Origin of the sequence: Lactimicrobium sp. (genome assembly GCF_036453465.1) — a bacterium.
Lineage (GTDB): Bacteria > Bacillota_I > Bacilli_A > Erysipelotrichales > Erysipelotrichaceae > Bulleidia.
In genome coordinates this window covers 47,822-72,181 of sequence record NZ_JAZHUW010000003.1, presented here as the reverse complement: position 1 = coordinate 72,181, position 24,360 = coordinate 47,822, and the positions used below count along the sequence as shown (strand labels likewise).

At 48.2% G+C, this 24,360-nt stretch carries 22 protein-coding genes, 2 tRNA genes and 2 riboswitches; of the genes, 6 read left to right on the top strand and 18 right to left on the bottom strand.

The features are described 5' to 3' along the window. Window positions 1–2: 2 nt before the first annotated feature. The 7 genes from SOI44_RS01585 to SOI44_RS01555 form a co-directional block, all read right to left on the bottom strand. Window positions 3–551, bottom strand: coding sequence for a tRNA (cytidine(34)-2'-O)-methyltransferase (locus SOI44_RS01585; RefSeq protein ID WP_331347500.1), 549 nt, complete (start codon window positions 549–551; stop codon window positions 3–5). Further along, on the bottom strand, window positions 548–1,249 hold the full coding sequence (locus tag SOI44_RS01580; protein WP_331347499.1) for a TIGR01906 family membrane protein: 702 nt from the start codon (window positions 1,247–1,249) through the stop codon (window positions 548–550). The genes SOI44_RS01585 and SOI44_RS01580 overlap by 4 nt, the downstream gene beginning before the upstream one ends. Further along, window positions 1,233–1,832, bottom strand: coding sequence for an XTP/dITP diphosphatase (locus SOI44_RS01575; protein WP_331347498.1), 600 nt, complete (start codon window positions 1,830–1,832; stop codon window positions 1,233–1,235). The genes SOI44_RS01580 and SOI44_RS01575 overlap by 17 nt, the downstream gene beginning before the upstream one ends. Then, window positions 1,825–2,814 carry an HD domain-containing protein gene (locus SOI44_RS01570; protein WP_331347497.1) on the bottom strand — a complete coding sequence of 330 codons (990 nt, stop codon included), beginning with the start codon at window positions 2,812–2,814 and terminating at the stop codon, window positions 1,825–1,827. Before SOI44_RS01570 ends, SOI44_RS01575 begins: the two co-directional genes overlap by 8 nt. A gap of 69 nt (window positions 2,815–2,883) precedes the next feature. Continuing rightward, window positions 2,884–4,254 (bottom strand): NCS2 family permease, encoded by a 1,371-nt coding sequence (locus SOI44_RS01565; RefSeq protein ID WP_331347496.1) that lies wholly within the window; start codon window positions 4,252–4,254, stop codon window positions 2,884–2,886. Between the two features lie 72 nt (window positions 4,255–4,326). Beyond that, a riboswitch (purine riboswitch) is annotated at window positions 4,327–4,426 on the bottom strand. Between the two features lie 60 nt (window positions 4,427–4,486). Beyond that, the gene (locus SOI44_RS01560) at window positions 4,487–9,118 is read right to left on the bottom strand and encodes a SpaA isopeptide-forming pilin-related protein (RefSeq protein WP_331347495.1); all 4,632 of its coding nucleotides are present in this window, start codon (window positions 9,116–9,118) and stop codon (window positions 4,487–4,489) included. A gap of 89 nt (window positions 9,119–9,207) precedes the next feature. Beyond that, the gene (locus SOI44_RS01555; RefSeq protein ID WP_331347494.1) at window positions 9,208–10,761 is read right to left on the bottom strand and encodes an ATP-binding cassette domain-containing protein; all 1,554 of its coding nucleotides are present in this window, start codon (window positions 10,759–10,761) and stop codon (window positions 9,208–9,210) included. A 245-nt stretch (window positions 10,762–11,006) separates the two neighbouring features. On the opposite strand from SOI44_RS01555, the gene SOI44_RS01550 reads away from it, so the two are divergent. Continuing rightward, window positions 11,007–11,079: transfer RNA gene (locus tag SOI44_RS01550), tRNA-Gln, on the top strand. 356 nt (window positions 11,080–11,435) lie between these two features. Here the strand turns inward: SOI44_RS01550 and SOI44_RS01545 are convergent. Continuing rightward, entirely contained in the window at window positions 11,436–12,383 is a 948-nt protein-coding gene (locus SOI44_RS01545; RefSeq protein ID WP_331347493.1) for a tetratricopeptide repeat protein, read from the bottom strand. A 193-nt stretch (window positions 12,384–12,576) separates the two neighbouring features. Here SOI44_RS01545 and gltX point away from each other — a divergent pair, with 193 nt between their 5' ends. Continuing rightward, a complete protein-coding gene (gene gltX / locus SOI44_RS01540) occupies window positions 12,577–14,055 on the top strand; it encodes a glutamate--tRNA ligase (protein ID WP_331347492.1) in 1,479 nt (492 codons plus the stop codon). A 95-nt stretch (window positions 14,056–14,150) separates the two neighbouring features. Here the strand turns inward: gltX and SOI44_RS01535 are convergent. The 9 genes from SOI44_RS01535 to truB all read right to left on the bottom strand — a co-directional run bounded on the left by SOI44_RS01535 (window position 14,151) and on the right by truB (window position 20,465). Further along, window positions 14,151–14,225: transfer RNA gene (locus tag SOI44_RS01535), tRNA-Glu, on the bottom strand. A 62-nt stretch (window positions 14,226–14,287) separates the two neighbouring features. Then, window positions 14,288–14,644 carry a 50S ribosomal protein L20 gene (gene rplT, locus SOI44_RS01530; RefSeq protein ID WP_108775732.1) on the bottom strand — a complete coding sequence of 119 codons (357 nt, stop codon included), beginning with the start codon at window positions 14,642–14,644 and terminating at the stop codon, window positions 14,288–14,290. A 17-nt stretch (window positions 14,645–14,661) separates the two neighbouring features. Continuing rightward, on the bottom strand, window positions 14,662–14,883 hold the full coding sequence (locus SOI44_RS01525) for a bL35 family ribosomal protein (RefSeq protein ID WP_331347491.1): 222 nt from the start codon (window positions 14,881–14,883) through the stop codon (window positions 14,662–14,664). 18 nt (window positions 14,884–14,901) lie between these two features. Continuing rightward, the gene (gene infC / locus SOI44_RS01520) at window positions 14,902–15,450 is read right to left on the bottom strand and encodes a translation initiation factor IF-3 (protein WP_331347490.1); all 549 of its coding nucleotides are present in this window, start codon (window positions 15,448–15,450) and stop codon (window positions 14,902–14,904) included. Window positions 15,451–15,631: 181 nt separating this feature from the next. Next, window positions 15,632–15,958 (bottom strand): Asp23/Gls24 family envelope stress response protein, encoded by a 327-nt coding sequence (locus SOI44_RS01515; RefSeq protein ID WP_108775729.1) that lies wholly within the window; start codon window positions 15,956–15,958, stop codon window positions 15,632–15,634. 50 nt (window positions 15,959–16,008) lie between these two features. Beyond that, the gene (locus SOI44_RS01510; protein ID WP_331347489.1) at window positions 16,009–17,379 is read right to left on the bottom strand and encodes a hypothetical protein; all 1,371 of its coding nucleotides are present in this window, start codon (window positions 17,377–17,379) and stop codon (window positions 16,009–16,011) included. An 8-nt stretch (window positions 17,380–17,387) separates the two neighbouring features. Then, entirely contained in the window at window positions 17,388–18,710 is a 1,323-nt protein-coding gene (locus tag SOI44_RS01505) for an NOL1/NOP2/sun family putative RNA methylase (protein WP_331347488.1), read from the bottom strand. Continuing rightward, window positions 18,703–19,626 (bottom strand): bifunctional riboflavin kinase/FAD synthetase, encoded by a 924-nt coding sequence (locus tag SOI44_RS01500; RefSeq protein ID WP_331347487.1) that lies wholly within the window; start codon window positions 19,624–19,626, stop codon window positions 18,703–18,705. Before SOI44_RS01500 ends, SOI44_RS01505 begins: the two co-directional genes overlap by 8 nt. Beyond that, on the bottom strand, window positions 19,626–20,465 hold the full coding sequence (gene truB, locus SOI44_RS01495) for a tRNA pseudouridine(55) synthase TruB (RefSeq protein WP_331347486.1): 840 nt from the start codon (window positions 20,463–20,465) through the stop codon (window positions 19,626–19,628). Before truB ends, SOI44_RS01500 begins: the two co-directional genes overlap by 1 nt. A 141-nt stretch (window positions 20,466–20,606) precedes the next feature. After that, window positions 20,607–20,771, top strand: a riboswitch (Lysine riboswitch). Between the two features lie 62 nt (window positions 20,772–20,833). Between truB and SOI44_RS01490 the strand changes: the two genes are divergently transcribed. From SOI44_RS01490 to SOI44_RS01475, 4 genes are read left to right on the top strand one after another with little or no spacing between them, the layout of a single operon-like run. Continuing rightward, window positions 20,834–21,685, top strand: a complete 852-nt coding sequence (locus SOI44_RS01490) for a transporter substrate-binding domain-containing protein (protein ID WP_331347485.1) — start codon at window positions 20,834–20,836, stop codon at window positions 21,683–21,685. Window positions 21,686–21,704: 19 nt separating this feature from the next. After that, window positions 21,705–22,481 carry an amino acid ABC transporter permease gene (locus tag SOI44_RS01485; protein WP_331347484.1) on the top strand — a complete coding sequence of 259 codons (777 nt, stop codon included), beginning with the start codon at window positions 21,705–21,707 and terminating at the stop codon, window positions 22,479–22,481. Further along, complete coding sequence (locus tag SOI44_RS01480) at window positions 22,481–23,218, top strand: amino acid ABC transporter ATP-binding protein (protein ID WP_331347483.1); 738 nt, start codon at window positions 22,481–22,483, stop codon at window positions 23,216–23,218. Before SOI44_RS01485 ends, SOI44_RS01480 begins: the two co-directional genes overlap by 1 nt. Before the next feature lie 57 nt (window positions 23,219–23,275). Beyond that, window positions 23,276–24,106, top strand: a complete 831-nt coding sequence (locus SOI44_RS01475) for a radical SAM/SPASM domain-containing protein (RefSeq protein ID WP_331347482.1) — start codon at window positions 23,276–23,278, stop codon at window positions 24,104–24,106. Here SOI44_RS01475 and SOI44_RS01470 read toward each other — a convergent pair. Further along, on the bottom strand, window positions 24,103–24,357 hold the full coding sequence (locus SOI44_RS01470; protein ID WP_331347481.1) for a hypothetical protein: 255 nt from the start codon (window positions 24,355–24,357) through the stop codon (window positions 24,103–24,105). The genes SOI44_RS01475 and SOI44_RS01470 overlap by 4 nt on opposite strands. Window positions 24,358–24,360 lie beyond the last annotated feature (3 nt).

Here is a 24,360-nt window from a genome sequence, read left to right as displayed (position 1 = left end):
CATCATAGCCAACCGCTGTGGTGCTGTCCATCAGAGTGCTTTTCAAGGAAATCTGCACCCTTGATCACTTCTGTTGTGGAGCAGCCCGGATAGCCAAGCTGTTCCTCGACGGCATACACCATCAGTGCCACACAGTTGGCCAGGTTCAGGCTGCGGGCCTCTGGCACCATGGGAATGCGGATGCAATGATCCAGATTCTCGCGCAGAATCTGCTTGTCAATACCAGTGCTTTCTTTGCCAAAGACAAGATAAATATCTTTGCCAGCGACCTGATCTTTGCGGTAATCAAAGCTGTCCGGGGTATGGCTGCCATAGCGGGTGACATAGTACATGGCACCGTCATGGCTCTTTTGAAACGATGGCCAGTCATGCCAGATATCCCACTGCAGGTCCTTGATGTAGTCCATGCCTGCTCTTTTCAGATGCTTGTCATCCATATAGAAGCCAAGCGGCTCAATGAGATGCAGACGGATACCAAAGGCACTGCAGGTACGCATAATATTGCCTGTGTTCTGCGGTATTTCGGGTTCATAAAGTACAACGTGGATCATGCTTTCACCTTCCTGAATGAGAATCGATGCCATGGCATCCAAAGCAGGATGCCAAGCAGTGCCAGCAGGCCGGAGCTGATGGCACAGATGCGCAGGACAAGATGTTCAAAGAAGTCCTGTGGAAACATATTGATCATGATGGAAGAGTTAGGATTGAGCAGCCAGTAGTCGTTTTTCGTAAAGAACAGTTCATGGAAGTCATACCAGAATCCGGAGAAATCCGCTGCCATCCAGATGGCCAGAAAGACAATGACAAGCAGTGTTAAGGAGATGCCTGCCTGATAGCCTTTCTGCAGCATTGCCTGGCGGTGATGCCTGTTGATCACGAGCAGTATGGCAAAGCCGGCCGCCGTACAGATGGCAAGAACATTGCGCACCAGAACTGCTTTCTGATAGAGGTCTTTGACATCCACCATATGGGCGGTTTCCCGCTCATTGAATACTTCCTGTTCACTCCCATTGACTTCTGCCTGGATGACGATATCATCCCGTTTGTTTTCCAGATAGTCCAGAAGAACATCGGCAGCGGCAATGACATCTTTGCTGTCCATGCCGGTATTTTCTTCCACTTCTTCACTGTTCAGCTCCTTTGCATAGAAGTTTCTGCTGAAGCAGCACTTCTGTACCACACTCAGGATGAGAACAATAGACAGCAGAAAAAACAGCAGGCCGCAGAAGAAATTACAGGTTTTCTTCATCCAGCCACTTTTCCAGTTTTGCGACGGCCTTGCCGCGGTGGGAGATGGAATTCTTTTCTTCCTTGCTCATCTCTGCCATCGTCTTGTGCAGCGGCGGATAGTAGACGATCGGATCATAGCCAAAGCCGTTTTCACCCTTTGGTGCCCGGGCAATTTCACACTGGCAGATTTCACAGAACACGACCGGCTTTTCATTTGGTCTTGTTACGGCAATGGCACATGTATAGTGGCAGCCGCGGTTTTCTTCCTTTTCCATGCGTTCCAGAATGACTTTGTTCTTATAGTCATACGGCGTATCATGGCCCAGATACCGGGCACTGTGGACACCTGGCTCGCCGCCAAAGGCATCAATACAGAGGCCGCTGTCATCGGCAATTGCCATGATGCCATAGCGCTTTGTGACCGCATTGGCTTTGATCACGGCATTTTCTTCAAATGTCGAGCCGTTTTCTTCAATTTCCGGCATATCCGGGAAATCGGCAAGACTTTTGACAACATAGCCTCTCGGGCACAGCATCTGTTCAAATTCACGGATTTTTCCTTTGTTTGTACTTGCAACAACAATTACTTTTTCTTCACTCATGGGATTCTTCCTTTCTGTCACTGAGATATCGGTTCTGATCTGCTGCGGCAAACGCAGCAATTTCTTTCTGCATTTCATCATCGATCTGGCTGACTCTGCCTTTTCCCTGTATATATGGGTCAATCCAGCGTTTTTTTGCCGGCACCATGCGGGCATGTGTATCTTCCCGGCAGGATGGATATACTGCAGAGAGATGGCAGAAATCGACCCAGCGGCGATGGTATGTTTCATCTTTGCACAGCAGTTGGATAAATGATGGCTCATCTGTATAGAGATCTGCTTCTTTGACAATGCCATCCTGCAGTGCATCATGGACGATCTCCGCCAGGATCTGCATGGCATAGCGGTCAAAGTCTGATGCATAGACATTTCCGCACTGCAGGCTTCGTTTGGCAAACAGAATCGCCGGCAGACTGTGGGCAAAAATCAGTTCTTCTTTGTCTGCCTGCAGATCTTTCAGCATCCATTGTGCCTCATCCAGCGTGCCAAAGCCATAGTTGATCATGTTGCCAAGTGTATATTCCAGCCTGTCAATGCTCAGCTGCGGCGAAGCATTGTCACAGATCGGATAGCGGTGATAGTCCAGTGTTCCTTCCAGATCAATGCCATATCCTGCAAGAATGGAAGGAATGTCCGGATCATTGCAGATGATGTGTCTGCCTGCCTGTTCGGTATATTCCTGCTTGATATAGTCATGGTGGACAAAGTCAATGACATGGGAGAAGACCGGTGTGGAAATGTCATGGAAAAGACAGGCACAGACCGCTTCCCTGCTTTGATGGAAATGCACAGCCAGCAAGGCTGTTCCCAGGCTGTGCATATAGCGTGAATAGGCATGCATTTGCTGAAATAATGGCCGTGATGTGCAGTTCATGCCGCAGTTCATATCAATGCGCTGCAGGCGTCTCATTGCCTTTGTTTTGGCAAGATCTGAAACATAATCCGGTATTTGCTGTAGATACAGAGATAGCAGTTCGTTCATCGTCTGTCATTATAAAACAGCGGCAGGAATTTGTCCCACCGCTGTTGGATGATCAGATGTTTGATCTGCTCAGATCAGGAAGTACTTGATGATGAAGATGACAGCCAGTACATACATCAGTGCGGATGTCTCGTCTGTCTTCTTGCAGAGCAGGTGCAGGATGACCCAGGAGATGACACCAAAGGAAATACCTTCAGAGATGCTGTACGCAAAGGCCATCATCGTGATGCAGATGAAGCACGGGATGGCATCGACCAGATCGCTCCAGTCAATCTTGGATACCTGCTGCATCATCAGGAAGCCGACAACGATCAGCGCCGGTGCTGTTGCAAAAGACGGAACGGTCAAAAACAGCGGGCTCAGGAAGAGTGCCAGCAGGAAGAGAACACCGGTTGTGACAGAAGTCAGACCTGTGCGGCCGCCTTCGGCAATACCGGAAGAAGACTCAACGAAGGTTGTGATGGTAGAAGTACCGCAGCAGGCACCAACAACAGTACCTACAGCATCTGCCAGCAGAACGCCTTTGATGCCAGGCAGTTTGCCGTTTTCATCAAGCATGCCGCTCTTGGAAGCACAGCCGATCACGGTTCCCAGTGTATCGAATACATCGACAAACAGGAAGGAGAACATCATGACAAAGAAGTCCATCGGATGTTCGGCAATGAACGCAAAGTCAAACTTGAACATGGTCGGTGCCATGGAAGCCGGTGCAGATACAATGGCAGTCGGCAGCACAGAATAGAAACCGGCATCCGGATTCGGCTTGTACAGGCCGCACAGCTGGCAGATGATGCCAAGCAGCCATGTCACAAGAATGCCCCAGAGCATGTAGCCTTTGACGTTCTTCTTCAGCAGATAGAAGATCAGGATGGTGCCGATGAGCATCAGCAGAATCGTGATGCCTTCACTGGAGAATGTACCATCTGCCAGGGAAGACTTGAAGGAAAACAGGCCGACCAGTGTGGAGTCATTGTTTACGATGACATGTGCATTCTGCAGGCCGATGAAGGTGATGAACATACCGATACCAACAGAGACAGCAACCTTCAGCGGACCTGGAATCGCATTGAAGATCGCCTCACGGATGTTGGTCAAAGACAGGATGATGAAGATGATACCTTCAATCAGAACAGCTGTCAGTGCTGCCTGCCAGGAATAGCCCATGGTGCCGCAGATTGTGTAGGCAAAGTAAGCATTCAGGCCAAGGCCGGCAGACAGTGCAAACGGCTTGTTGGAGAATGCAGCCATGCAGAAGCAGGCAATGGCAGATGAGACGGCAGTTGCAGTCAGAACAGAGCCGGCATCCATGCCCGAAGCACTCAGAATGGTAGGATTGAGTGCCAGGATATAAACCATGGTCATGAATGTTGTAAGACCAGCAATCAGTTCTGTGCGGACTGTTGTGTTGTTCTCACGGAGTTTGAAGATTTTTTCTAGCATATAGCCCCTCTTTCCTTGCCCGACATACCGTGAAAAACAAAAAAGCTGCGTTATTATCCCCATAGCGCAGCTCATGTTTCTTGTAAACATCGTAGTCCGGCTGTTATGGCAGCCAGGTAGAAACACTTCCGCCAATCCGAAAGCATATACGATATGCAGGACACGAGTATTATAGCATTCATGTCACTGTTCACAAGAAAATCACATATTCATTTTCGAAAAATGATGTGCATCAATGAAAGCGTTTTGTAACAATTACCACCGCAGCAGCTGCACATGCCCCTGCCATCAGGATTCCCCAGGAAGCAGATGTACCGACACCAGTCGTGGCAGGAATTCTTGGCTCTGCCTGATCCACCATGACAATCACCTGCGGATGATCCTTTGTTCCAGTCACCGTAAACGCAATATCCTCTGCTTTCAGATACCCATTGGGTGCTTCCTGTTCCCGCAGAACATAGTTCTTTTCCGTATTGACATACGAAGTCAGATCAAATGCTGTATCACTGCGGCTTTCAAAGCGGACCACTTCCTTCTCATTTCCATCTTTATCCACTTCCAGAACCACTAACTGCGCACCAGAGAGCAGATTGCCATGCTCATCACATTTGCGGATCTCAACCGGCGCCAGCGCATCCACCATCTGCAGCAGCACTGGTTCCTTTGTGCCTTCTTTCTCGACATGGAAGACAAGATCCTCTGCCCGATAGACGCCATTGATGATTTTCTCTTCATGAATCCGGTAGTCTTTTCCTGCCTGCAGAGCTGTTTTGATCCGGTATTTTTCTTTCGTTGTTTCCCAGGTTTCAAGAAGATCCCCTGTTTCCTGATCATACAGCTGCAGGGTGGCACCAGCTACCGGGCTGCCTGCATCATCCACCTTTTCAATATCATAGCGGATCTTGGCATTGACAACCTGCAGATGCAGATCCTGCTTTTCTTCTACTGTAAAAGTCATATCCTGCATGCTGTAGTACCCTGGCAGACCGGAAATTTCCCTTAACATATAGATTTTGCCAGCGATCAGATTGGAAAGCTGCTGCACAGAGCCATCTGTAAGGATTGTCTGCACGAGACTGCCATCTTCATCCAGAATTTCAAAAGTGATGCCGGACAGCGGCCTGCCTTCATCATCAATCTTTTCAATCGTGGTTTCGACATCTTCCATCACCAGATGCCTGTTCTCTTTCCCGGCTCTAAAAGGAATGTCATTGGCCTTTGCATAGCCTGCCGGGGCAAGATCTTCCTGCAGGATGTAGTCTTTTCCTTCTTCCAGATTCAGGATGGCATGTGATGAGCCATCGGAAATCCATTCATCTACCGTATTACCGGTATCTGCTTCTGTCACACGCATCGCAGCATCCTTGACCTCTTTGCCGCCTAGGTCTTCCTTGCTTACGGTAATACTGGTATTTTTCACTTTCAGTGTCTGTCTGCCCGGGCGTGCCTTGACAGCAAAATCAAATTCTTTGATACGCACATAGCCATCCGGTGCTTTCTTTTCCAGCAGGATGTATGTTTCCTTTGGATCCAGACCCGTGATCACATATGGTGTATTGCCGGATACCCAGGCTGCGATCTCTTTTCGATCTGATTTTCTTTGCAAAGAAAGCTGTGCCCCGGACAGCACCTTGCCATCCATGTCTTCCTTGACAATCTCCAGCTGAGTCAGCTGATTAACAATGGCAAGCTGTACATCGTAGGTCTTTGTTGTCTCATCACTCTGGCTGATCACAACAGGGTGTGACTTCTGGTCCATCAGGATACCAGCCGGTGCTTCCAGTTCTTTCAGATGATATGAGCCAAGCGGAATCTTTTTCAGCAGATAAGAACCATCGCCATTCAGATAAAAAGATGCGAACAGTTCTCCTTTTTCCAACAGCACAGCCCCATCAGTTGGATCAATGATCCGATCCGCCGCATACAGTCCAAACTTCACTTTGGAAAGATCCTGCTGTTTGACAAGTGATACATCCGCATCCATTGTTTCAATTTTTTTCTGCAGATGCAGCTGGCCATAGACAGGTGTATTGGCAATCTGTGTACGCACAACCTGCGTGCCATCTTCCATGATTTCACTGATGCCGGATGCTTTGACTGTAATCCGGATCGGACTTGTTTTGACAAAGCCAGCCGGTGTCTGTACTTCTTCAATCAGATACACACCTGCTTTGACTTTCAGCGGTGTTGTCAACGTACCTTTTTCTTCATGGCTGGCATATATGGTGCCAGTAGGAAAAGAGAGCTCTGAGGATGCGGTACGGAAGGTATCTACTGTGCGCAGTCCTACTTTCTGTGTAACGTAGGCATCCATGGGATTACCATGTTTATCCTGAATCTGTTTGATCTTAAACGCAGCTGAGCGGTATGTAATATTTCTTCCGGTTTCTCCGTTTGTCTTGATCAGCTGCAGGGCATACTCTTTCTCATCATTGGTAAAGGACACCTGCCGGATAGGATTATTCTGGGTCCCGGAGATGACAAACTCATAGATATCCGGGCAGATCTCAGCTTCCTGATCCACGGCATGGATCTGGGCCGCAAGATAGGTGCCATAGGCAAGATCTCTGGAAACAGCACGGCCATATTTGTCAGTGGTCATGATGTCATATTCCATGATGGCAAACTGCTCTTTGTGCTGGATGGCTTCCTGAACGGAGCCATACTGCTGTACATAGCGTTTCAATACAACCGCAAACACTGCCCCTTCTTCTGGTTTATCATCGATCTCAGAGCCTGGTTTCTGATTGTAATGCTTGTAAATGCCAAGCCTGCCGGATACCGGATTTTCCTTTGCCTGTGCATCGATGGTGCGCCGGTTGCCAGCCGCTGCAGTTTTAGAAAGAGAAAGCATGATCTTCTCTTTGGACAGCAGATAGCCTTGGGGTGCTTTGACTTCGATGGCATAGTAGTCACGATCAAACGGCAGGCCGCGGATGATGTTGGAAGTGCCATCCGCATTGATCACAAACCGATCCGTTCCACAGAACTTCCTGTCAATCTTCTGATTGGTGCTGGCATCATACACATCATAAACGGCACCGGCAAAGCTGGCATCACCCTGTACTCTGCCTGCCACAGCATCTGTCTTATGCAGACGGATTTGGGTATCGGCTGTATTCTGAACTTCCTTCTTAACAGGATGATCAATCCGTTCCAGTGCACTGCCAAGCTCAATCCGTTCTGGATTGTCATTGACATAGCCATCGGGTGCCTTTGTCTCCATGGCATAAAAGCTTGTGTAAGATGGATGGTAATACAGCTCCATCGTGCAATTGCCATTTTCATCCGTCAGAACGCGGGCAGGCTGTCCGTTTGTCATTGTGGCAACGGTGCCATCTGCGTGGTACAGGGTAAATTCTGCTCCGGCAAGACGCAGGGACCGGTCATAACGGTCCTGCTTTGAAAAGGAAACTTTGATGCGCCTGGGCTGGTTGGCAATCGGAATGGAAATCTCTTTATCACACGCGGCGGTAAAAGAAACCGGAGTTGCAGCCTGGTAGCCTTGTGGTGCCCTGGTTTCTACAAGGGTATACTGCTTTCCTTCTTCGAGATTTTCCACCCAGTGATCCGTCCCATCTGATGTCCAGGCATCGGCCACACTGCCATCTTCCCTGCGCACTTCAAAGGCTGCCCCAGCCAGTGGTTCACTGGTAACCGCATCAATCTTGACAACTTTCAGACGGCCGTCTTTCATCTGGCACGAAGCTGTTTCTCCTGCCCGCACCATCACCTGCACTGGTTTTGCCTTGATATAGCCTTTCGGTACTTCCAGCTCGCGCAGTTCATACGTTCCTGGTGCGGTGGTAACAATGTGGGGATTACCATCACTGATCCATTCTTCAATCAGTCTGTCACCCTGAAACAAGCCAAGTCTTGCCCCGGCAATACCGGAACCAGAAGGGTCTTTCTTGACTACCTCGGCTTTGCCTTCCGGGATGTTCAGCTCAATCTCGCCGCCATACTGAACGGTGCGGCCGACAGTCTGATAGTTTACGGTGACACCGTTGTTATAGCCGGTCAGCGGTCTGCCGCGCGGTGACACTAAAGGATCGGTGTACAGCGAGATGGCAATGGTGCCAGTGCTGGTATCCAGCCTGGTGATTTCAGCATGATAGGTATGATAGATAGGTGCATACATACCATAGACAGAAATATCCTTGGTCGGACCGATCCCGCCTGGATTCAGACAGTGCAGCACAATATCACCGTTTGTAAACAAGTGGGAAATCTCGGAAAGGCCTCCATCCAGCCAGCTGACATGGAAACGGTTGGCATAAATGTCTTCATTGGAGAGTGTCAGTCTTCCTGAAAAGGTATCACCTGCCTTGGCATTCGCAAAGGAGGATGGAGCCAGTGCCCTGGCCTGCCTTCTTCTTTTTGAAACAGTGCCATAGTGAAATGCCTGTGACTGCTCTTTGGTAGCAAAGCTCAGCTGCATCATCTTTGTATGGCCGAAAATGGCAGTTGTCTCTTCCTTCTGACGCATGCCATCGCCAATCGTACTGGTACTGCCATCCGCATTGAAAATGCCCCACATGGCTGTCACAAGACCTTCTTCACCAGAGGCGTAGATCTGGATTTCTTCATCCCGAACACCGGTAATTTCTGCATCCAGCATCTCTGCATCACTGACGGTGTACACTTCCTGTGACCCATCGTTTCTGACGATGCGGATACTGCCGATCCCATCGGCACGGATGAGCATAGTGTCTGTTTCTGTGGAAACAGACTCACTGTGTTCAGCAGGATCCTGTGTGCTTTGCGGCAATGGACTTTCCTGAGCGATGGCTGGTGCCATACTGCTGCCCAGAAGAAACATTGTGCCAAGCATGGTAAAAATCTTTTTACACGTTCTGTGCATACTTCCCCTCCTTTTTTCCAACAAGAAAAGGAACCAGCAGTTCTTTGCTGATTCCTCATGTCTACATCATACGGATTATAAAAGGGATTTCAATCGTCACTGGCCGCCAATACCGCCAGATCAGTTGGATGCAGGCCGTCCTGATCCAGTGTATACAGCTGCCGGGCAGTACTTTCCAGAAAGGAACGGTCATGGGAAACCATGATCACTGCACCTGGAAAAGCAGAGATGGTTTGGGCAATGACAGGTGCGGACAATGGTGAGAAGTTGCGGGTGGGCTCATCCAGCAGCAGAACATTGTCATGTTCCAGCTGCATCTTCAACAGCAGAATCTTGCCCTTCTGTCCGCCGCTGAGCGTTTTGATCGGCCGTTCCATCTCAAGGCTTGTATAGCGCATCGCCCCCAGCATCTGTCTGACATGTGTCACTTCTTCCTTTTTCAACGAGGGGCACAGAAAAGAGATGGCATTTTCTTCTTCGTTCAATACCTCATCATAGTTCTGGGGCATCCAGCCAATACGCAAAGCATTCTGGCTCTGCAGCTGATGGTAGATTTCCTTCATCAGGGTTGTCTTGCCACAGCCATTGCGGCCGATGATAGCAAGATGCTGCGGACCTTTGACCTGAAGAGAAACATCATGGGCAAGTACATTGCCATCAATCGATAATAACGGCAGATGCAGATCCAGCACCATGCGGCCATTAGGGATCGCTGTATCTTCAGGGAAGGAAAACAGGATTACCTCTTCCGTTTCCACTTTCTGATGCATATTTTCCTTCTCTTCATCCAGCCGTTTACCCTGTGCCTTGATGCTGTGCATCTTCTTTTTCAGCAACTGGCCGGTATGGGGATCCTGGCGGGAAACATTGCGCAGATCATGTTCCACCTGCTGGCGGACACGCTGGTATTTCTCCATCTTTCTGGCATAGTTTTTCTGATCACTGATGGCCAGAGCATCCTGATGATGCAGTGACAATGCACGCTGCTGCAGATAAGCATCATAGCCGCAGCCAGCCACATTGACGCGGGATTCCTGTTTGGATTTCAGCAGTTCCAGATGCACGATCTTATTGGCCGTATGGCGTAATAAAACCTCATCATGGGAAACATACAGGATGATACAGTCTTTGCAGGAGACAAGGAATTTCTGCAGCCAGTCCAGTGTTTCCAGATCCAGATCATTGGAGGGTTCATCCAGCAGTAATAACTGTGCCTTGGAAAACAGGATCCGGCTCATGCGGATCTTGATGCTCTCTCCGCCGGATAATGTATCCATTCTCTGGTCACTGTAAAACATCTCGACCGGCAGATTCACATTTGCGGCCACCGAAGCAATTTCATCTGATGACGCATAGGCAAACAATGGCTCTTCGCAAAGATATTCATATATGGTGCCATCATACGGATCCCGAATCTGTGTAAGATATCCCTTCTTCAAGGAACAGGAACAGGTCCCGGAAACATCTGCATATGCCTGAACCAGAGAAGGATTATAAATCCATTTCAATAGAGTTGACTTGCCATTGCCTTCTTCGCCGATCAAAGCACATACATCCCCTTTATTCAAGGTAAGCGAAAAGTCTGTGATCAGACTGCGCAGATCAGCACGGCATACGATTGTAAGATGATTGATTTGTAACATGCACACTCCGTTCTACTCCCACACTGCAGCTGTAAATACAGCAGAATCCGCGGGCAAATGCCAGGAGACACTTCATTTACCAGCAGAACTTAATTGCGCATGCCTATCACTTCCTGATTGCTCAGGCCTTTCTACGGATGAAGATTGTAACATAGTAAGGATATAGTTCAAAGGAAGAATATTTCCAGAATGTAAAAATACAGCATTGCATTTTCGAAAACCGATGGTACAATAATATCTGCTGTTGGGATATAGCCAAGCGGTAAGGCAACTGGCTCTGAACCAGTCATTTCGGGAGTTCGAATCTCTCTATCCCAGCCTGAGGATTCCTGGACAGTCGTTCAGGAATTTTTATTTTGCAAAAAAAAGCCCTTAAATAAAGGTTTTTAAGCAATTTTTTAAGGCACCTGTCAAAATCGGTTTTGGAAAATTTCACAGAATTCCAAAGATATTTTGGGCCTGCTGTAATATAGACGTAAGAATAATTGAAATTGCGAAAAACAAGTATAAACCTTGACTGTTTCGTATATGACAACTGGGGTCTCTCTCCCAGCAATGAAGGAAGATTCTGCAGATGATGCTCCATCTTAGTTTTGCTTTTACAGGATTAAGAAAAGAAGACACTGCATGACAGCATCTTCTCCCTTTTCCTCCTGGATCATTCTCTGTAATCTTTACTTTCTGCGCTTTTTCAGCTTCCTGTGCGGTTTGAGTTTCTGGTCTGACCACAGATAATAAGAAATGATGGCTTCTGACTGCCACAGGAATGAATTTTCATCAAAGATCGTAATCAGTTCTGAAATGGTACCTGGCTGGTATCCCAAGGCCATATCATCTGTACGGCAGTCATCAATTTTCTGATCGATTAAGGCTTTGAAGAAGCGGCGGGTATCTTTGTTTTTATGCTGCAGATCTCTGAGAGTTTCTTCTGCTTTGTCAAAATTGCCAAGCCGGAAATACAGTGCAGACAGTGCCAGCAGCATACTGCTGTCCGGACCATACTCGCTGAATCTTTCGTACAGTTTTTCAGCCGGCTTTTGATCCAGCGTCGTGGCATACAGGCTCATCAGAGCCAGGCGTGCACCCGTATTGTCATTATTGTTGAGCCGGATGATTTCTTCTCCGGTTGCCTCAGCCAGTCTGTACATACCACAGTAAATTTCCAGCTTCATCCGCATGCCAAGGGCGCGGATATAGGGTCTTGTTTCAAGAATCATCCAGAAATCACCAACGTCCTTGTCAAGATAGCCCTTCTGTCTCATCAGCTTTTCACCATGATCACAGACTTTGCGCATGGCAAGAAGATTTTCGAAAACGTCTTCATACTCAGTATTGAATGCAATCATTGTCTCTGCATCCAGATTATCCGGATCCAGAGAAAGCGCATTGCGGGCATAGCGGATGGCATCGTCCTTATCATCTGTCTCTTCGGCAAGTTCCATCCAGTCATCACTTGTTTCGGCACTGTCTTCATCTAAAACAGGCCGATCAGGAAGCGATGCGTTGTACTCCATCATAAACTGATTGGTCAGCCGGCGAAGGTCTTCCTCCGTATCTGCTCCGCCATGCTTTTCAATATAGTCATAGAGTTCCTTAATAGCCCTTTCTGTATCTCTGCTCATAAGATTCCTTTCTGTTACTGTTATAGCAATTTTATTTGTCCTGGCACAAAACAAATATGCTGTTGTCAATGCCGGACTGATCTGTATCCACATTTTAGCAATTCCGTTATATCCATACAACCTGCGTGTGGTGTTTCTGATTGTATATAAGCTTGTTTGCGGTAAAATACGTGTTGGTAAAGGAGTATAAACAATGACAGTGAGAACGAGATTTGCGCCGTCCCCTACCGGGTACATGCACATTGGCAACCTGCGGACTGCGCTTTATGCATATCTTGTTGCCCGCAAGGACCCCAATGGTGTCTTCATTCTGCGAATTGAAGATACTGACCAGGGCAGACTTGTAGAAGGCGCAACAGATATCATTTATGAGACCCTGAAGCAGTGCCATCTGGATCATGATGAGGGGCCGGATGTCGGCGGTCCAGTTGGTCCGTATGTGCAGTCTGAGCGTGTCAAGAGCGGTCTGTATATGAAGTATGCCAAGGAGCTGGTCCGGCTTGGCGGTGCCCACTATTGTTTCTGTGACGAGGACATGATCAATGCCCAGAGAGAGCTGCAGGAAGCCCGTGGAGAATCCTTCAAGTATGATGATCCGTGCAAGAAGCTGACCATTGAGGAAGCAGAGAAGCGGATTGCGGCTGGTGAACCTTTCACCATTCGTCAGACCATTCCGGAAACCGGTACAACATCCTTTGATGATGAAGTATTCGGCCGCATCACGGTTGACAATGAAACACTGGATGAGCAGATTCTGATCAAGAGTGATGGCTTCCCGACCTATAATTTTGCCAACGTTGTGGATGACCACCTAATGGGCATTACCGATGTTGTCAGAGGTATGGAGTATCTTTCTTCCACGCCGAAGTACAATCTGATCTATAACGCGTTCGGCTGGGATATTCCGCGTTATATCCACTGCCCGCCGGTCATGAAGGATGAACACCACAAGCTGTCCAAGCGTAATGGCGATGCGTCCTTCCAGGATCTGGTTGCCAAGGGATATCTGCCTGAGGCAATTCTGAACTACATTGCCCTGCTTGGCTGGTCACCTGAGGATGACCGTGAGATCTTTACACTGGATGAGCTTGCCAAGGCATTCAACGTCAAGAGAATCGGTAAAGTCGGTGCGATCTTTGATCCGGAGAAACTGAAGTGGATCAATGGCATGTGGTTAAGAAACATGGATCTCGACAGTTACTACAACCTGGTCAAGCCGTATATTGAGCAGGGTGTCAAAGGAAACTTTGACGGGAAGAAGATTGCGGCAATTCTGCAGCAGCGTGCCAATACGCTGACTGAGATTCCGGAGATGGTTGATTTCTTCGATGTCTTCCCTTCTTTCTCTACAGATCTCTATGTAAACAAGAAGATGAAGACAACGCTGCCCGTATCTCTGACCTCCCTGAAAGCAGCAAAAGAGGCTCTTGAGAAGATTGATGAGAAAGACTGGACGCAGGATCATCTGCATGAAGTTCTGCTTGCTCTGCCAAAGCAGATGGGTCTGAAGAATGGACAGGTTCTGTTCCCGCTGCGTCTTGCTATTTCCGGCAAGCAGTTTACACCGGGCGGTGCGATTGAGATTGCCGAGATTCTTGGCAAGAAGGAAACACTGCGCCGGCTGGATCTTTCCATTGCCCAGCTGGAAAAGGAAACGGCAGAACAGGCATAATCAAGAGAAGAAGTAAGAACTGGCTGAAAAGCCGGTTTTTTTGTGTCTGGGTGAAAGATGGATATAAAAAAAGATTCCTTTCGGAATCTAATCAGTGACGAGTACGGGATTCGGACCCGTGAAATGCCGCCTTGAGAGGGCGGTGTGTTAAGCCGCTTCACCAACTCGCCATACGAGGTTTCCCTCGTGCCTGCCTATATTACTACAGACAGAAAAGTAAAGCAATCTTTTTTTATGCGTTCAGCGCATTTTTAGATGCGTCAACCAGATCCTTGAAGCCCTTCTCGTCATGAATGGCGATCTCGGACAGCATCTTTCTGTTGATGTTGATGTTGGCCAGCTTCAGACCATGCATGAACTTGCTGTAGGACAGATCATAAGGACGTACAGCTGCGTTGATTCTGGCAATCCAGAGCTTGCGCATGTCTCTCTTTGTCTGCTTTCTGCCAGCGAATGCATAGCGCTGGGAACGCATGACCTGCTCATTGGCTGTCCTGTAGAGCAGATGTTTGCTGCCAAAATAACCCTTGGCAAGCTTTAAAACCTTCTTACGTCTATTACGTGTAGGTGTTGATCCTTTAACTCTCATCTTTGCCTATCCTCCAATTAACCCTGCAGCAGCTGCTTGTCACGCTTGAAATCTGTCTTGTCTGCAGTTGTGCGCTTTCTCAGATGCATCTTCTGCTTGTGAGTCTTGTTAGCTGCAAAATGCGAAATGTAGTTGTGGCTTGTAGCGAGCTTGCCGCTGCCGGTAATCTTAGAACGCTTAGCGAAGGTCTTCTTTGTCTTCATTCTGATCTTCTTGGGCTTTCTTGCTTTTGCTTTCATAGTGACTTCTCCTTTTCCTTATTTCTTCTTCGGAGCAAACACAACAGACATTGTGTTTCCCTCCATGCTGGGGGCTTTCTCAACATTCGCAATATCAGAAATACCGTCCATGAACTTATGCATAATTTCACGTCCGACTTCCTGACGGGTAATCATTCTTCCCCTGAACTTCATATCGATGCGGACTTTCTGTCCATCTTCGATCCACGCACGGGAACGTTCCAGTTTGGTATCAAAATCATGCTGGTCGATTACCGGTGAGACACGCAGTGCCTTCACTTCCGTAACATGCTGGTTCTTCTTCGCTTCTCTGGCTTTCTTCTGTGCTTCAAAGTGATACTTGCCATAGTCGAGGGTCTTGCAGACCGGGACTTTGGCATTCGGCGCAACACAAAGAAGATCCAGATTCATGTCATATGCTTTATCGAGTGCCTCGCGACGCGTCATTGTGCCAAGCTGTTCACCATCTGGTCCAATGACGAGAACTTCCCGGAAACGAATTGCTTCGTTAACCAGGTCTTCCGGTCCTTTTCTACCGTTACTGCTGCTTCTTCTGTACTTTGCCAAGCAAACCTCCTCATATAACTGAAAAACAGGTACGGATACACGCACCTGCCTTGGATTCCTAAATCGTTTCTTCGGCATTTCTACCCAGATCCCATGGGATACTCGGGTGAGAAGCGGTGCTTCTTCTTTCCGTCTTTCAGATTACCTGTCTATTAAACTCTGTTACTGTCTCTTTGTCAAGTTAAATCTCAAATCCTGTGACATTCACCGTAACATCTGATGCCTTGTATCCGGTCATGAACAGAATATTCTCATAGATCTTATTCTGCAGCAGTTCCGCCGTTGCATTGACATTGGCACCATACTTCACCTTGATGTCTGCTGTCACAAGCAGCTCACCCTTGTCAATTCTGACAGATACTGGTTTGGAAAAACGTGTTTCCTTCACTGCCACAGCGTTTTCAATATCACCAATGCTGATCTCAGCAATCGACTCAAAGACCGATTTATTGATGGCAATCATTCCATTCTCATTTTTCTTGTCAAGAATTACATAATCCTGCGCCATATTACTGCTCCTTTTTCTGTTGTTTATTATAGCATCTTCCTTCAAGGCACCTATTGGAAAATGATACCGATCTGATGCAAAAGTGTTGTCCGCACTGCTTTCTCACTGCTGGCAAAACTGTCATAGTCCGGATACCGCTCCTCACAGAAATTCACAAACTTCCGGAAGATTTCCATAACTTTATGCAGATTGTCTTCATGAACAATATCTACCCTGCCGCAGCTGATCAGTCCTTCCGCAAGGACAGAAAGCAAGGCATCATGGGCCTGTTTTTTCTCTCGTTCTGAATACTTCGGGAAGGTTCCGGCAAACCAGCCTGGCTGTACAAGCAGCCGTTCAATGACATGGACAAAGTCATCCAGGTCTTCAAAGTTATTGCCAGGCTGAATGGAAAACAGCATGGCAAAGAAGATATGCCACTGGAAGTCCGTATTCATGATGGACTGCCAGTATGTACCGAGCTTGCTGCAGAAGACATCGTCACTCATGTATGGCTTTTCCAGAAAGATTTCCTGTTTAAAGTCAATCTCACTCTGGGCAAGATAGTTGAGATGTTCCAGGTAGTCAACCATCATCTCGCGGTTATGGGTGCCGTTTACAAAGTCACGGATATAAATGTATTGGGCGAGAATGGCGCTGCACTTCTTGAAATCCGTGGTGAAGCCGACCGACTCAATCATCTTGCGGTTGACAAGTTCGTTGATACTCTGCGCGGTAAATACCTTGAATCCCTTTTCATCCATGCCGATCTGCTTACGGCTTGATTCATCAGAGATTTCGTTGTACATGATCTCCAGCTGACGGTCGACAACATCCAGATTGTCCCGGATGGCACCCAGCATGGATTTATTGAAACGGTCATACACAACAAAGTCAGGATTCTTGTAAACAACCTGATGTTCGATATCACTCCAGAAATTATGGACCATGGACTTGATCTGCAGTTCATAGTTTACTTTCGTGCCATTAAACAGATAATATCCGTCCAGCCGGTAAATGGTAAAGCCATTGCGCTGGTACTGGGGCTGGGGCATGCGCAGGTTCAGCCAGCAGTTTTCATTTTCCTTTGCATGGGCATAGCCGGTTTCCGGCTGATCAAAATGGCGGAACAGATGCTGGTAGATCTCGTTCTCATTGCGGATGAAACGGCACTGTATTGTAATGCCAATCAGATCAGACAGATGGGCAATGGCATCCTCACCATCTTTGCACTGCAGATAGAACTGGTTGCGGATCAGCTTTTCCTTGAGAGAATCCTCAGCCTTGATGCGGCTGGTCAGTGCGACAACGGCATCTTTATCATCCTGGCAGAGGATCTGACAGAACTGTTTCAGCTGTCCCATGACATACTCATAGCCTGCTTTATGCAGGTTATAGTAATTGATCGTATCATCAATGAATTCAAATAATTTCATTTCCATGTTTTGCATTACCTCAGGCGCAGCGCCTTTGGATACTTATTCTTCAGCATCTTCCCATCACTGTGGGCACCGCCCAGCACATAGCCTTTGAAGCAGACGGCATACCAGCCCCTGTCCATGGCTCTTGGAATGACCTCTCCGCGCAGGTAGTGGCATACTTCATCATCACTGAGATCCACTTTGTGCACAAAGCTGCCCCAGGCAGAAGTAAACAGGTTATGGGAAGGTTCAAAGCGGCCATAGCGCTCTTCCCCGAGGAAGACCTGATGGCGCATCAGCCGGCATCCGGCAGCCTGATAAAATGGCGAAGTACCGCCATAGATTCTGCCCCGTACAGAAAGCATATAGGGGTACGGCTTTGTGAGATTTTCTTTGAAAAATTTAGAGGCACAGGCAGGAATCTGCTCAGACTTGATCAGTCCTACGGATGGAACAATTTCTTTTCTGTCATCTTTTTCCATCAGGCAGATGAAGTGGCCTTCGCCGCCATCCATTGGATAGATGCGCCTTGCATATTCCGTATGGCCGGGATACGCAAGTGCTTCCCTGCCAAAGGGAACATCGATACGGACGGTATGCATGTCAGGATGGCGCTGCAGGAAGGATGAAATCTGCAGTTCATTCTCTTCCGGGGCAAAGGTACAGGTGGAATACACCATCTTCCCGCCGCTTTTCAGGCATGCATAGGCATTGTCCAGTATTTCTTTCTGCAGGGCTGCACACTCGGCCACAAGCTTTTCACTCCACTGGCGGCGTGCCTCTTCATTTTTGCGCATCATTCCTTCTCCGGAGCATGGCGCATCACAAAGCACGGCATCAAAAAAGGAAGGAAAAGCATCCGCCACATGTTTGGTATCACTGTTTAATACCATCGCATTGGCGGTGCCGCAGCGCTCAATATTCTCCAGCAGCACGCCTGCCCGTTTTGTATTGATCTCATTGGTGACAAGCATGCCGGTATGATCCAGCATCTCAGCAATCTGGGTGCTCTTGGAGCCCGGGGCTGCACAAAGATCCAGTACCTTCATGCCTTTTTCCGGGTGCAGGATGGTAACAGCAGCAGATGCACTTGGCTCCTGCATATAGAAAAGACCGGCAACACCAGCTGGGGTAGCACCAAGGCCGGTTTCCCCATGCAGATAGTAGCCGTTGACTGCAAACGGTGTCTTCTCCCTTTCAAGGTGTGTCAAAGCAAACAGGCTGTCATCGTCGATTTTCAGAGTATTGACACGGAAACCACGTCTGGGCTCGGTGTCAAGCAGATCAAAATACTGCTGGCACTGTTCAGCGCCAAGCAGTGTCTGCATACGTTTTCTATAAGTATCATTCATGATCAAAATAGTCTTTGATATCCCGTAAATCCTGTTCCATCTGCATGATCAGGTTGTCCTTGTTCTGAAAGCGGATCTCCGGACGGATATATTTCAGAAAAGCCAGGCTGATGTGGCGGTCATACAGATCGCCGGAGAAATCAATCAGGTATGCCTCCAGAGAAAGATGGTCAATGTCATTGAACGTAGGATTGCGGCCCAGGTTGATCATCGCCTGGTAGGATCTGCGGCCAACGGTTGCCATACCGGCATAGACACCGGTCTTGGGCAGCAGGTATTCATCATCAAATTCCACGTTGGCAGTCGGGAAGCCCATGCCCGTGCCGCGGTGGCGTCCATGGACAACCTTTCCTTCTATGGCAAACGGATAGCCAAGCATTTCCTGTGCTTCTTCCATTCTGCCTTCTACAATGCACTGGGAAATGCGGGTGGAAGAGATCTTGCCATGTTCGTCTTCAACCGGTGGAACAACTTCTACCTCATAAGGAACGTGTGTCTTAAGGAATTCTATATCGCCGCTTCCTTTGTAGGCAAAGTGGAAATCAAAGCCGCATACAAGTCCCTTCAGATTCAAAGAGCCGAGCACCTTGTCAATGAAATCCTGGGGTGAAAGTTCACTCATTTCACGGGTGAATTCCAGCAGGATGATGTTGTCCATGCCAAGCTTGACCGCCAGGTTCATGCGCTGGCGCATCGTGGAGATGTGGCGCACATGCTGCATGCCTTTGATGACAACCCAGGGATCCGGGTCAAAAGTGATCATGCCGGTTTCACAATTGTGGCGCTTTGCCATGGCAGTGGTTTCTGCCAGCAGTTTCTGATGGCCTCTGTGCAGGCCGTCAAAATAGCCGATACAGGCACACATTGGTGTCTTGCTTTTCTTCAGATTTGATAGACTCACGCGGATAATGCGCATCAGAACAACCCCCTTTGGCAGTGGTACAGGCCATCTTCTTTTTTCTCATAGGCAGCCAGGACATCATCGTGGCTGCACAGCATGATTCGGGATGAAGATACATCCAGCTGCAGCGGCTTGCCGCAGCGGATTTCTTTTTCATAAGGACTCCCATCCACCTGCAGCCAGGCTGGATCAATGACCTGTAATGGTGAAACAATGCCCTTTTCCAGGCAGTCAAAATCAGCTGCCTGGTCCAGGTTGATATTCTCAATGGATACCCGGCGCAGGGATGTCATTGTTCCGATCTGTCCCAGAGCATGGCAGTAATCCTGAATCAGGGTGCGGATATAAGTGCCGGAAGAGACAACCGCATCCATCTGATAGAGATTGTCTTTTACTTTTGTGACAGAAAGAGAGCTGATGTGCACAGGTCTTGGCGCCCGTTCTACTTCCCTGCCCCTGCGGGCAAGATCCACCAGTTTCTGGCCATTGATTTTAATGGCAGAATACATAGGCGGCACCTGCAGGATATCACCGGTAAATGGAATGCATGCTTCATCGAGCTGGGCCTGTGAGACCGGCCGGGGCGCGCTTTCCTGCAGAATGTTTCCCCAGATATCCTGGGTATCGGTTTGCTTGCCAAACACAAATTCAGCAATGTAATGCTTATGATTGCATATGCAGTACGGGGCAAGTTTTGTATAGCGGCCAAGCAGTACGATCATCAGTCCCTGGGCATTGGGATCAAGGGTTCCGGTATGTCCTGCCTTTTTTTCCTGCATCAGACTGCGGCACTTGCGGACTGCGGCAAAGCTGGTCATGCCAGCGGGTTTATTGAGCAATAATACAGCGTCCATAGCGGGCTCATTATAACATATCCATGCGTAATCATCCGGTCTCTGCTGCAATTGTATGAATGTCATGGTAGCCAATCTGGCTGAAATTTATTACAAATGGCAGTTGACAATATTTTTCATAGTGCTACATTTTACACAAGAAAACTGAATAGAGGTTGCGGTGCAGATGAGTACCTCCTGGAGCCGGCGGGCTGTGAACGGAGAGAAAGGCAATCACCGCCGAACGTGTATGCCGGCAGGCATGCAGCGTGGGGGTTGGGAAAACATCTCAGCCACTCCTTCGCAAGAAGAGGCGCTATTACTTACCGGATGTAAATAAACCGTGTGTGTAATAGCATACGGTTTTCTTATTTCGGGAGGAAAAGAAAATGAAAAACGCAATTCGCTCTGTTTCTGTTTCTGCATTATGTGCTGTTCTGCTGGCAGGCTGTGGTTCTGGCTCCGCTGCTGCCGCATCTGCTTCGGCAACTGCGGATGCCAATACCCTTCGGGTTGGCATGGAATGCAACTATGCACCGTATAACTGGACAACTACGGAGAAGACCGATACTTCCCAGCAGATTACCAGTGTTGATTATTGTGACGGCTATGATGTCATGATGGCAGAAAAGCTGGCTGAAAAGACAAACAAGCAGGTCAAGATCGTAAAGCTTGACTGGGACAACCTGATTCTGTCTCTGCAGAACAATCAGATTGATGCCATCATCGCTGGTATGACCGATACGGAAGAGCGTGAAAAGGAAGTTGCCTTCACAACACCGTATTATGTATCTACAGAAGTCATCATCGTTGAAAAGAATTCTGATCTTGCCAATGCGACATCACTTGAGGATTTCTCCGGCAAGAAGGTCGTTGGTCAGCTGAACACACTGTATGATACGATCATTGATCAGATTCCGAATGTACAGCACCAGCCTGGCGCCGAAACATTCCCGGCTGCCATTCAGGCACTGCAGTCCGGTGCGGTGGATGCAGTCACATCTGAGCTGCCGGTTGCCAAGGGTGTTGTCGAAGCAAATCCGGATCTGACTTACATTACATTTGAAGATGGCAAGGGCTTCACAGGTGCTGACAAGGACGCGTCTGTATCTGTGGCAGTACGCAAGGATGACAAGGATCTGCTGGATTCTCTGCAGAGTGCTCTTGATACCATTTCTGATGATGAGCGTGAACAGATGATGGAGACGGCTGTCAAGAACCAGCCGGCATCTCAGGATTAAGGGCTGACAGGAAGTATTCATGTTTATTCAGAACGTCATTGATATTCTCAGGACTTACTGGTCCAGCCTGCTTCTTGGCATCCGCACAACTCTGCTGGTTGCTATCGTTGGTACAGTATGCGGTTATCTGATTGGTCTGCTGGTTGGCGGACTGCGGGCAGTGAAACCGGATTACACAACACCAAAGCCTGCCCGTTTCGTCAAAAAATTCTTCGATATTCTGGCCAATATCTACATCACCATCTTCCGTGGAACACCAATGATGGTTCAGGCTCTGTTCTTCTATTATGCACTGCTGCATGTATTCAACTGGACAGCGCTGCAGGCTGCATTAACAGTTATTTCCATCAATACCGGTGCCTATATGGCAGAGATTATCCGCTCTGGCATTCAGGCAGTGGATCCCGGACAGACAGAAGCAGCCAGATCTCTTGGCATGTCCAATGCCCAGACGATGATCTCAGTTGTCCTGCCGCAGGCTGTGCGCAATGCCTTCCCTGCCATCGGCAATGAGCTGATTGTCAATATCAAGGATTCCTCGGTACTGATGATCATCTCCATCACCGAACTGATGTTCCAGGCAAAGTCCATTGCTGGTACAACCTTCCACTTCACAGAGACTTACTTCATTGAGGCAATGATTTATCTCATCCTCAACCTGATTGCGACCGTGATTCTCAATGCGATTGAAAAGCGTATGAACAAAGGCAGCAAAGTCACCCTGCCGATGAGCGATACTTCGCCTGAAAGCATCAAACTTGCCAGACGTAAGAACACAACAAAAGGAGCCCTGTAATGAGTGAACCGTTAGTACAAATTGAAGATATTCATAAGAGCTTCGGCAGTCTGGAAGTATTGAAAGGCATCGATTTCAATGTCAATGAAGGCGAAGTTGTCTGCCTGATCGGCCGTTCCGGTTCAGGTAAGTCTACCCTGCTGCGCTGCATCAACCTGCTGGAAAAGCCGGACAGCGGCACAATCAAGGTTTTTGGTCAGGACATCCTCAAAACAAAGAATGTCAATGCCTATCGTGCGAAGGTTGGCATGTGCTTCCAGCAGTTCAATCTGTTCAATAACATGAATGTGCTGGAAAACTGTGTCAAGCCGCAGATGAAGGTACTCCACAGATCCCGCAAAGAAGCGGAGGAAAAAGCAATGGCGCTGCTGGATAAGGTCGGTATGGCTGACTTTGCACAGGCAGATGTCAGACAGATCTCCGGCGGCCAGAAACAGCGTGTTGCTATTGCCAGAGCATTGTGCCAGGATCCCAAGCTGATGCTGTTTGATGAGCCGACAAGTGCCCTGGATCCGGAGATGGTTGGTGAAGTTCTTAATGTCATGAAAGATCTTGCCAAAGAAGGATTGACCATGATTGTTGTTACCCATGAGATGTCCTTTGCCAGAGATGTTTCTGACCGGGTTGTCTTCATGAACAATGGCATTATTGAGGAACAGGGAACGCCCCAGAAGCTGTTTCAGTCACCTGACAGTGAAATTACCAAAGCGTTCCTGCGCAGTTTCATTCAGCATTAATCTCAAAAGAGGCAGTGCCTCTTTTTTTATGCCTGATTCCGCTGTATTATCATCCTCATGATCAAACGCGTTTATCTGGAAATTACCAACAAGTGCAATCTGAAATGTGCCTTCTGTGCCCGCCATCACCGCGCACCGGAAAACATGTCTCCTGCTTTTTTTGAGTCTTTGCTGCCACAGGTGAAAAACTATACAGATTATATCTATCTGCATGTACAGGGAGAACCATTGCTGCATCCGGATTTTGAAACAATCATGAATCTCTGCGATCAGTACGGCATGAAGGTTCAGCTTGTCACCAATGGCTCTCTGCTCTATCTGCATCCATCTCTTCTGGATCATTCTTCCCTGCGCAAACTGTCTGTTTCTCTGCAGTCAGCACCATTTCAGAATGGTGATATGAATCAATTGAAAGATGTTCTGACACAGATGATGAAACAGGCAAGTGCAGCTGAACATCCTACAGTAGAAATCCGTTTCTGGCGGGATGATGTGCTTGCCCGTGATCATGCGCAGAAGATCCTGCAGTATCTGCAGGATCACTATACCTTTGTGCCATCAGTGCGCAAAGCCAATTATCAGATTATGCCGCATGTCTTTGTGGACTTTGACAATGCCTTTTCCTGGCCCGGACAGGAAGAAACTGTTCCCTGCTGCAAAGGCCGCTGCCATGGCGCCGTAGATCAGATTGCCATTCTTTCTGATGGCACACTGGTGCCCTGCTGTCTTGACTATGATGGCCATATTGCCTTTGGTAATCTGCATGAGGCATCGCTTGCCGCTCTGCTTTCTTCAAGGCGCTATCTCGATATGGTTAAGGGAATCCGGTCCCATATGCTTGTGGAGCCATATTGTCAGCAGTGTACCTTTCATCACCGCTTTGATTAGAACAACAGAAAGGACATGCCATCCACAACACCGCAGGCCGACAGAGAGATATCTGTATCACACTGTCTGCCGCTGGCATATTCAAAGACAGCTGGCTCTCTGCTTTCCTGAAGCTGCCAGCCATCCTGGACTGCATTCATTTCAATCAAAGCTGCATATACACTTTGAAAGTTCATGGCGCAATTCACTCTGCATTCATACCATTTCTGCATGACTGCCACAAAAAGAAACACGGTAATCTGCTGTGACATTTC

Coding starts and splice junctions, on each gene's coding strand:
- SOI44_RS01570 (WP_331347497.1), bottom strand. CDS start 2,814: ATGAACGAACTGCTATCTCTGTATCTACAGCAAATACCGGATTATGTT.
- SOI44_RS01490 (WP_331347485.1), top strand. CDS start 20,834: ATGAAAAACGCAATTCGCTCTGTTTCTGTTTCTGCATTATGTGCTGTT.
- SOI44_RS01575 (WP_331347498.1), bottom strand. CDS start 1,832: ATGAGTGAAGAAAAAGTAATTGTTGTTGCAAGTACAAACAAAGGAAAA.
- rplT (WP_108775732.1), bottom strand. CDS start 14,644: ATGAGAGTTAAAGGATCAACACCTACACGTAATAGACGTAAGAAGGTT.
- SOI44_RS01500 (WP_331347487.1), bottom strand. CDS start 19,626: ATGCGCATTATCCGCGTGAGTCTATCAAATCTGAAGAAAAGCAAGACA.
- gltX (WP_331347492.1), top strand. CDS start 12,577: ATGACAGTGAGAACGAGATTTGCGCCGTCCCCTACCGGGTACATGCAC.
- SOI44_RS01470 (WP_331347481.1), bottom strand. CDS start 24,357: ATGTCACAGCAGATTACCGTGTTTCTTTTTGTGGCAGTCATGCAGAAA.
- SOI44_RS01560 (WP_331347495.1), bottom strand. CDS start 9,118: ATGCACAGAACGTGTAAAAAGATTTTTACCATGCTTGGCACAATGTTT.
- SOI44_RS01510 (WP_331347489.1), bottom strand. CDS start 17,379: ATGGAAATGAAATTATTTGAATTCATTGATGATACGATCAATTACTAT.
- SOI44_RS01485 (WP_331347484.1), top strand. CDS start 21,705: ATGTTTATTCAGAACGTCATTGATATTCTCAGGACTTACTGGTCCAGC.
- SOI44_RS01585 (WP_331347500.1), bottom strand. CDS start 551: ATGATCCACGTTGTACTTTATGAACCCGAAATACCGCAGAACACAGGC.
- SOI44_RS01525 (WP_331347491.1), bottom strand. CDS start 14,883: ATGAAAGCAAAAGCAAGAAAGCCCAAGAAGATCAGAATGAAGACAAAG.
- SOI44_RS01480 (WP_331347483.1), top strand. CDS start 22,481: ATGAGTGAACCGTTAGTACAAATTGAAGATATTCATAAGAGCTTCGGC.
- SOI44_RS01505 (WP_331347488.1), bottom strand. CDS start 18,710: ATGAATGATACTTATAGAAAACGTATGCAGACACTGCTTGGCGCTGAA.
- SOI44_RS01565 (WP_331347496.1), bottom strand. CDS start 4,254: ATGCTAGAAAAAATCTTCAAACTCCGTGAGAACAACACAACAGTCCGC.
- SOI44_RS01515 (WP_108775729.1), bottom strand. CDS start 15,958: ATGGCGCAGGATTATGTAATTCTTGACAAGAAAAATGAGAATGGAATG.
- SOI44_RS01475 (WP_331347482.1), top strand. CDS start 23,276: ATGATCAAACGCGTTTATCTGGAAATTACCAACAAGTGCAATCTGAAA.
- SOI44_RS01580 (WP_331347499.1), bottom strand. CDS start 1,249: ATGAAGAAAACCTGTAATTTCTTCTGCGGCCTGCTGTTTTTTCTGCTG.
- truB (WP_331347486.1), bottom strand. CDS start 20,465: ATGGACGCTGTATTATTGCTCAATAAACCCGCTGGCATGACCAGCTTT.
- SOI44_RS01555 (WP_331347494.1), bottom strand. CDS start 10,761: ATGTTACAAATCAATCATCTTACAATCGTATGCCGTGCTGATCTGCGC.
- SOI44_RS01545 (WP_331347493.1), bottom strand. CDS start 12,383: ATGAGCAGAGATACAGAAAGGGCTATTAAGGAACTCTATGACTATATT.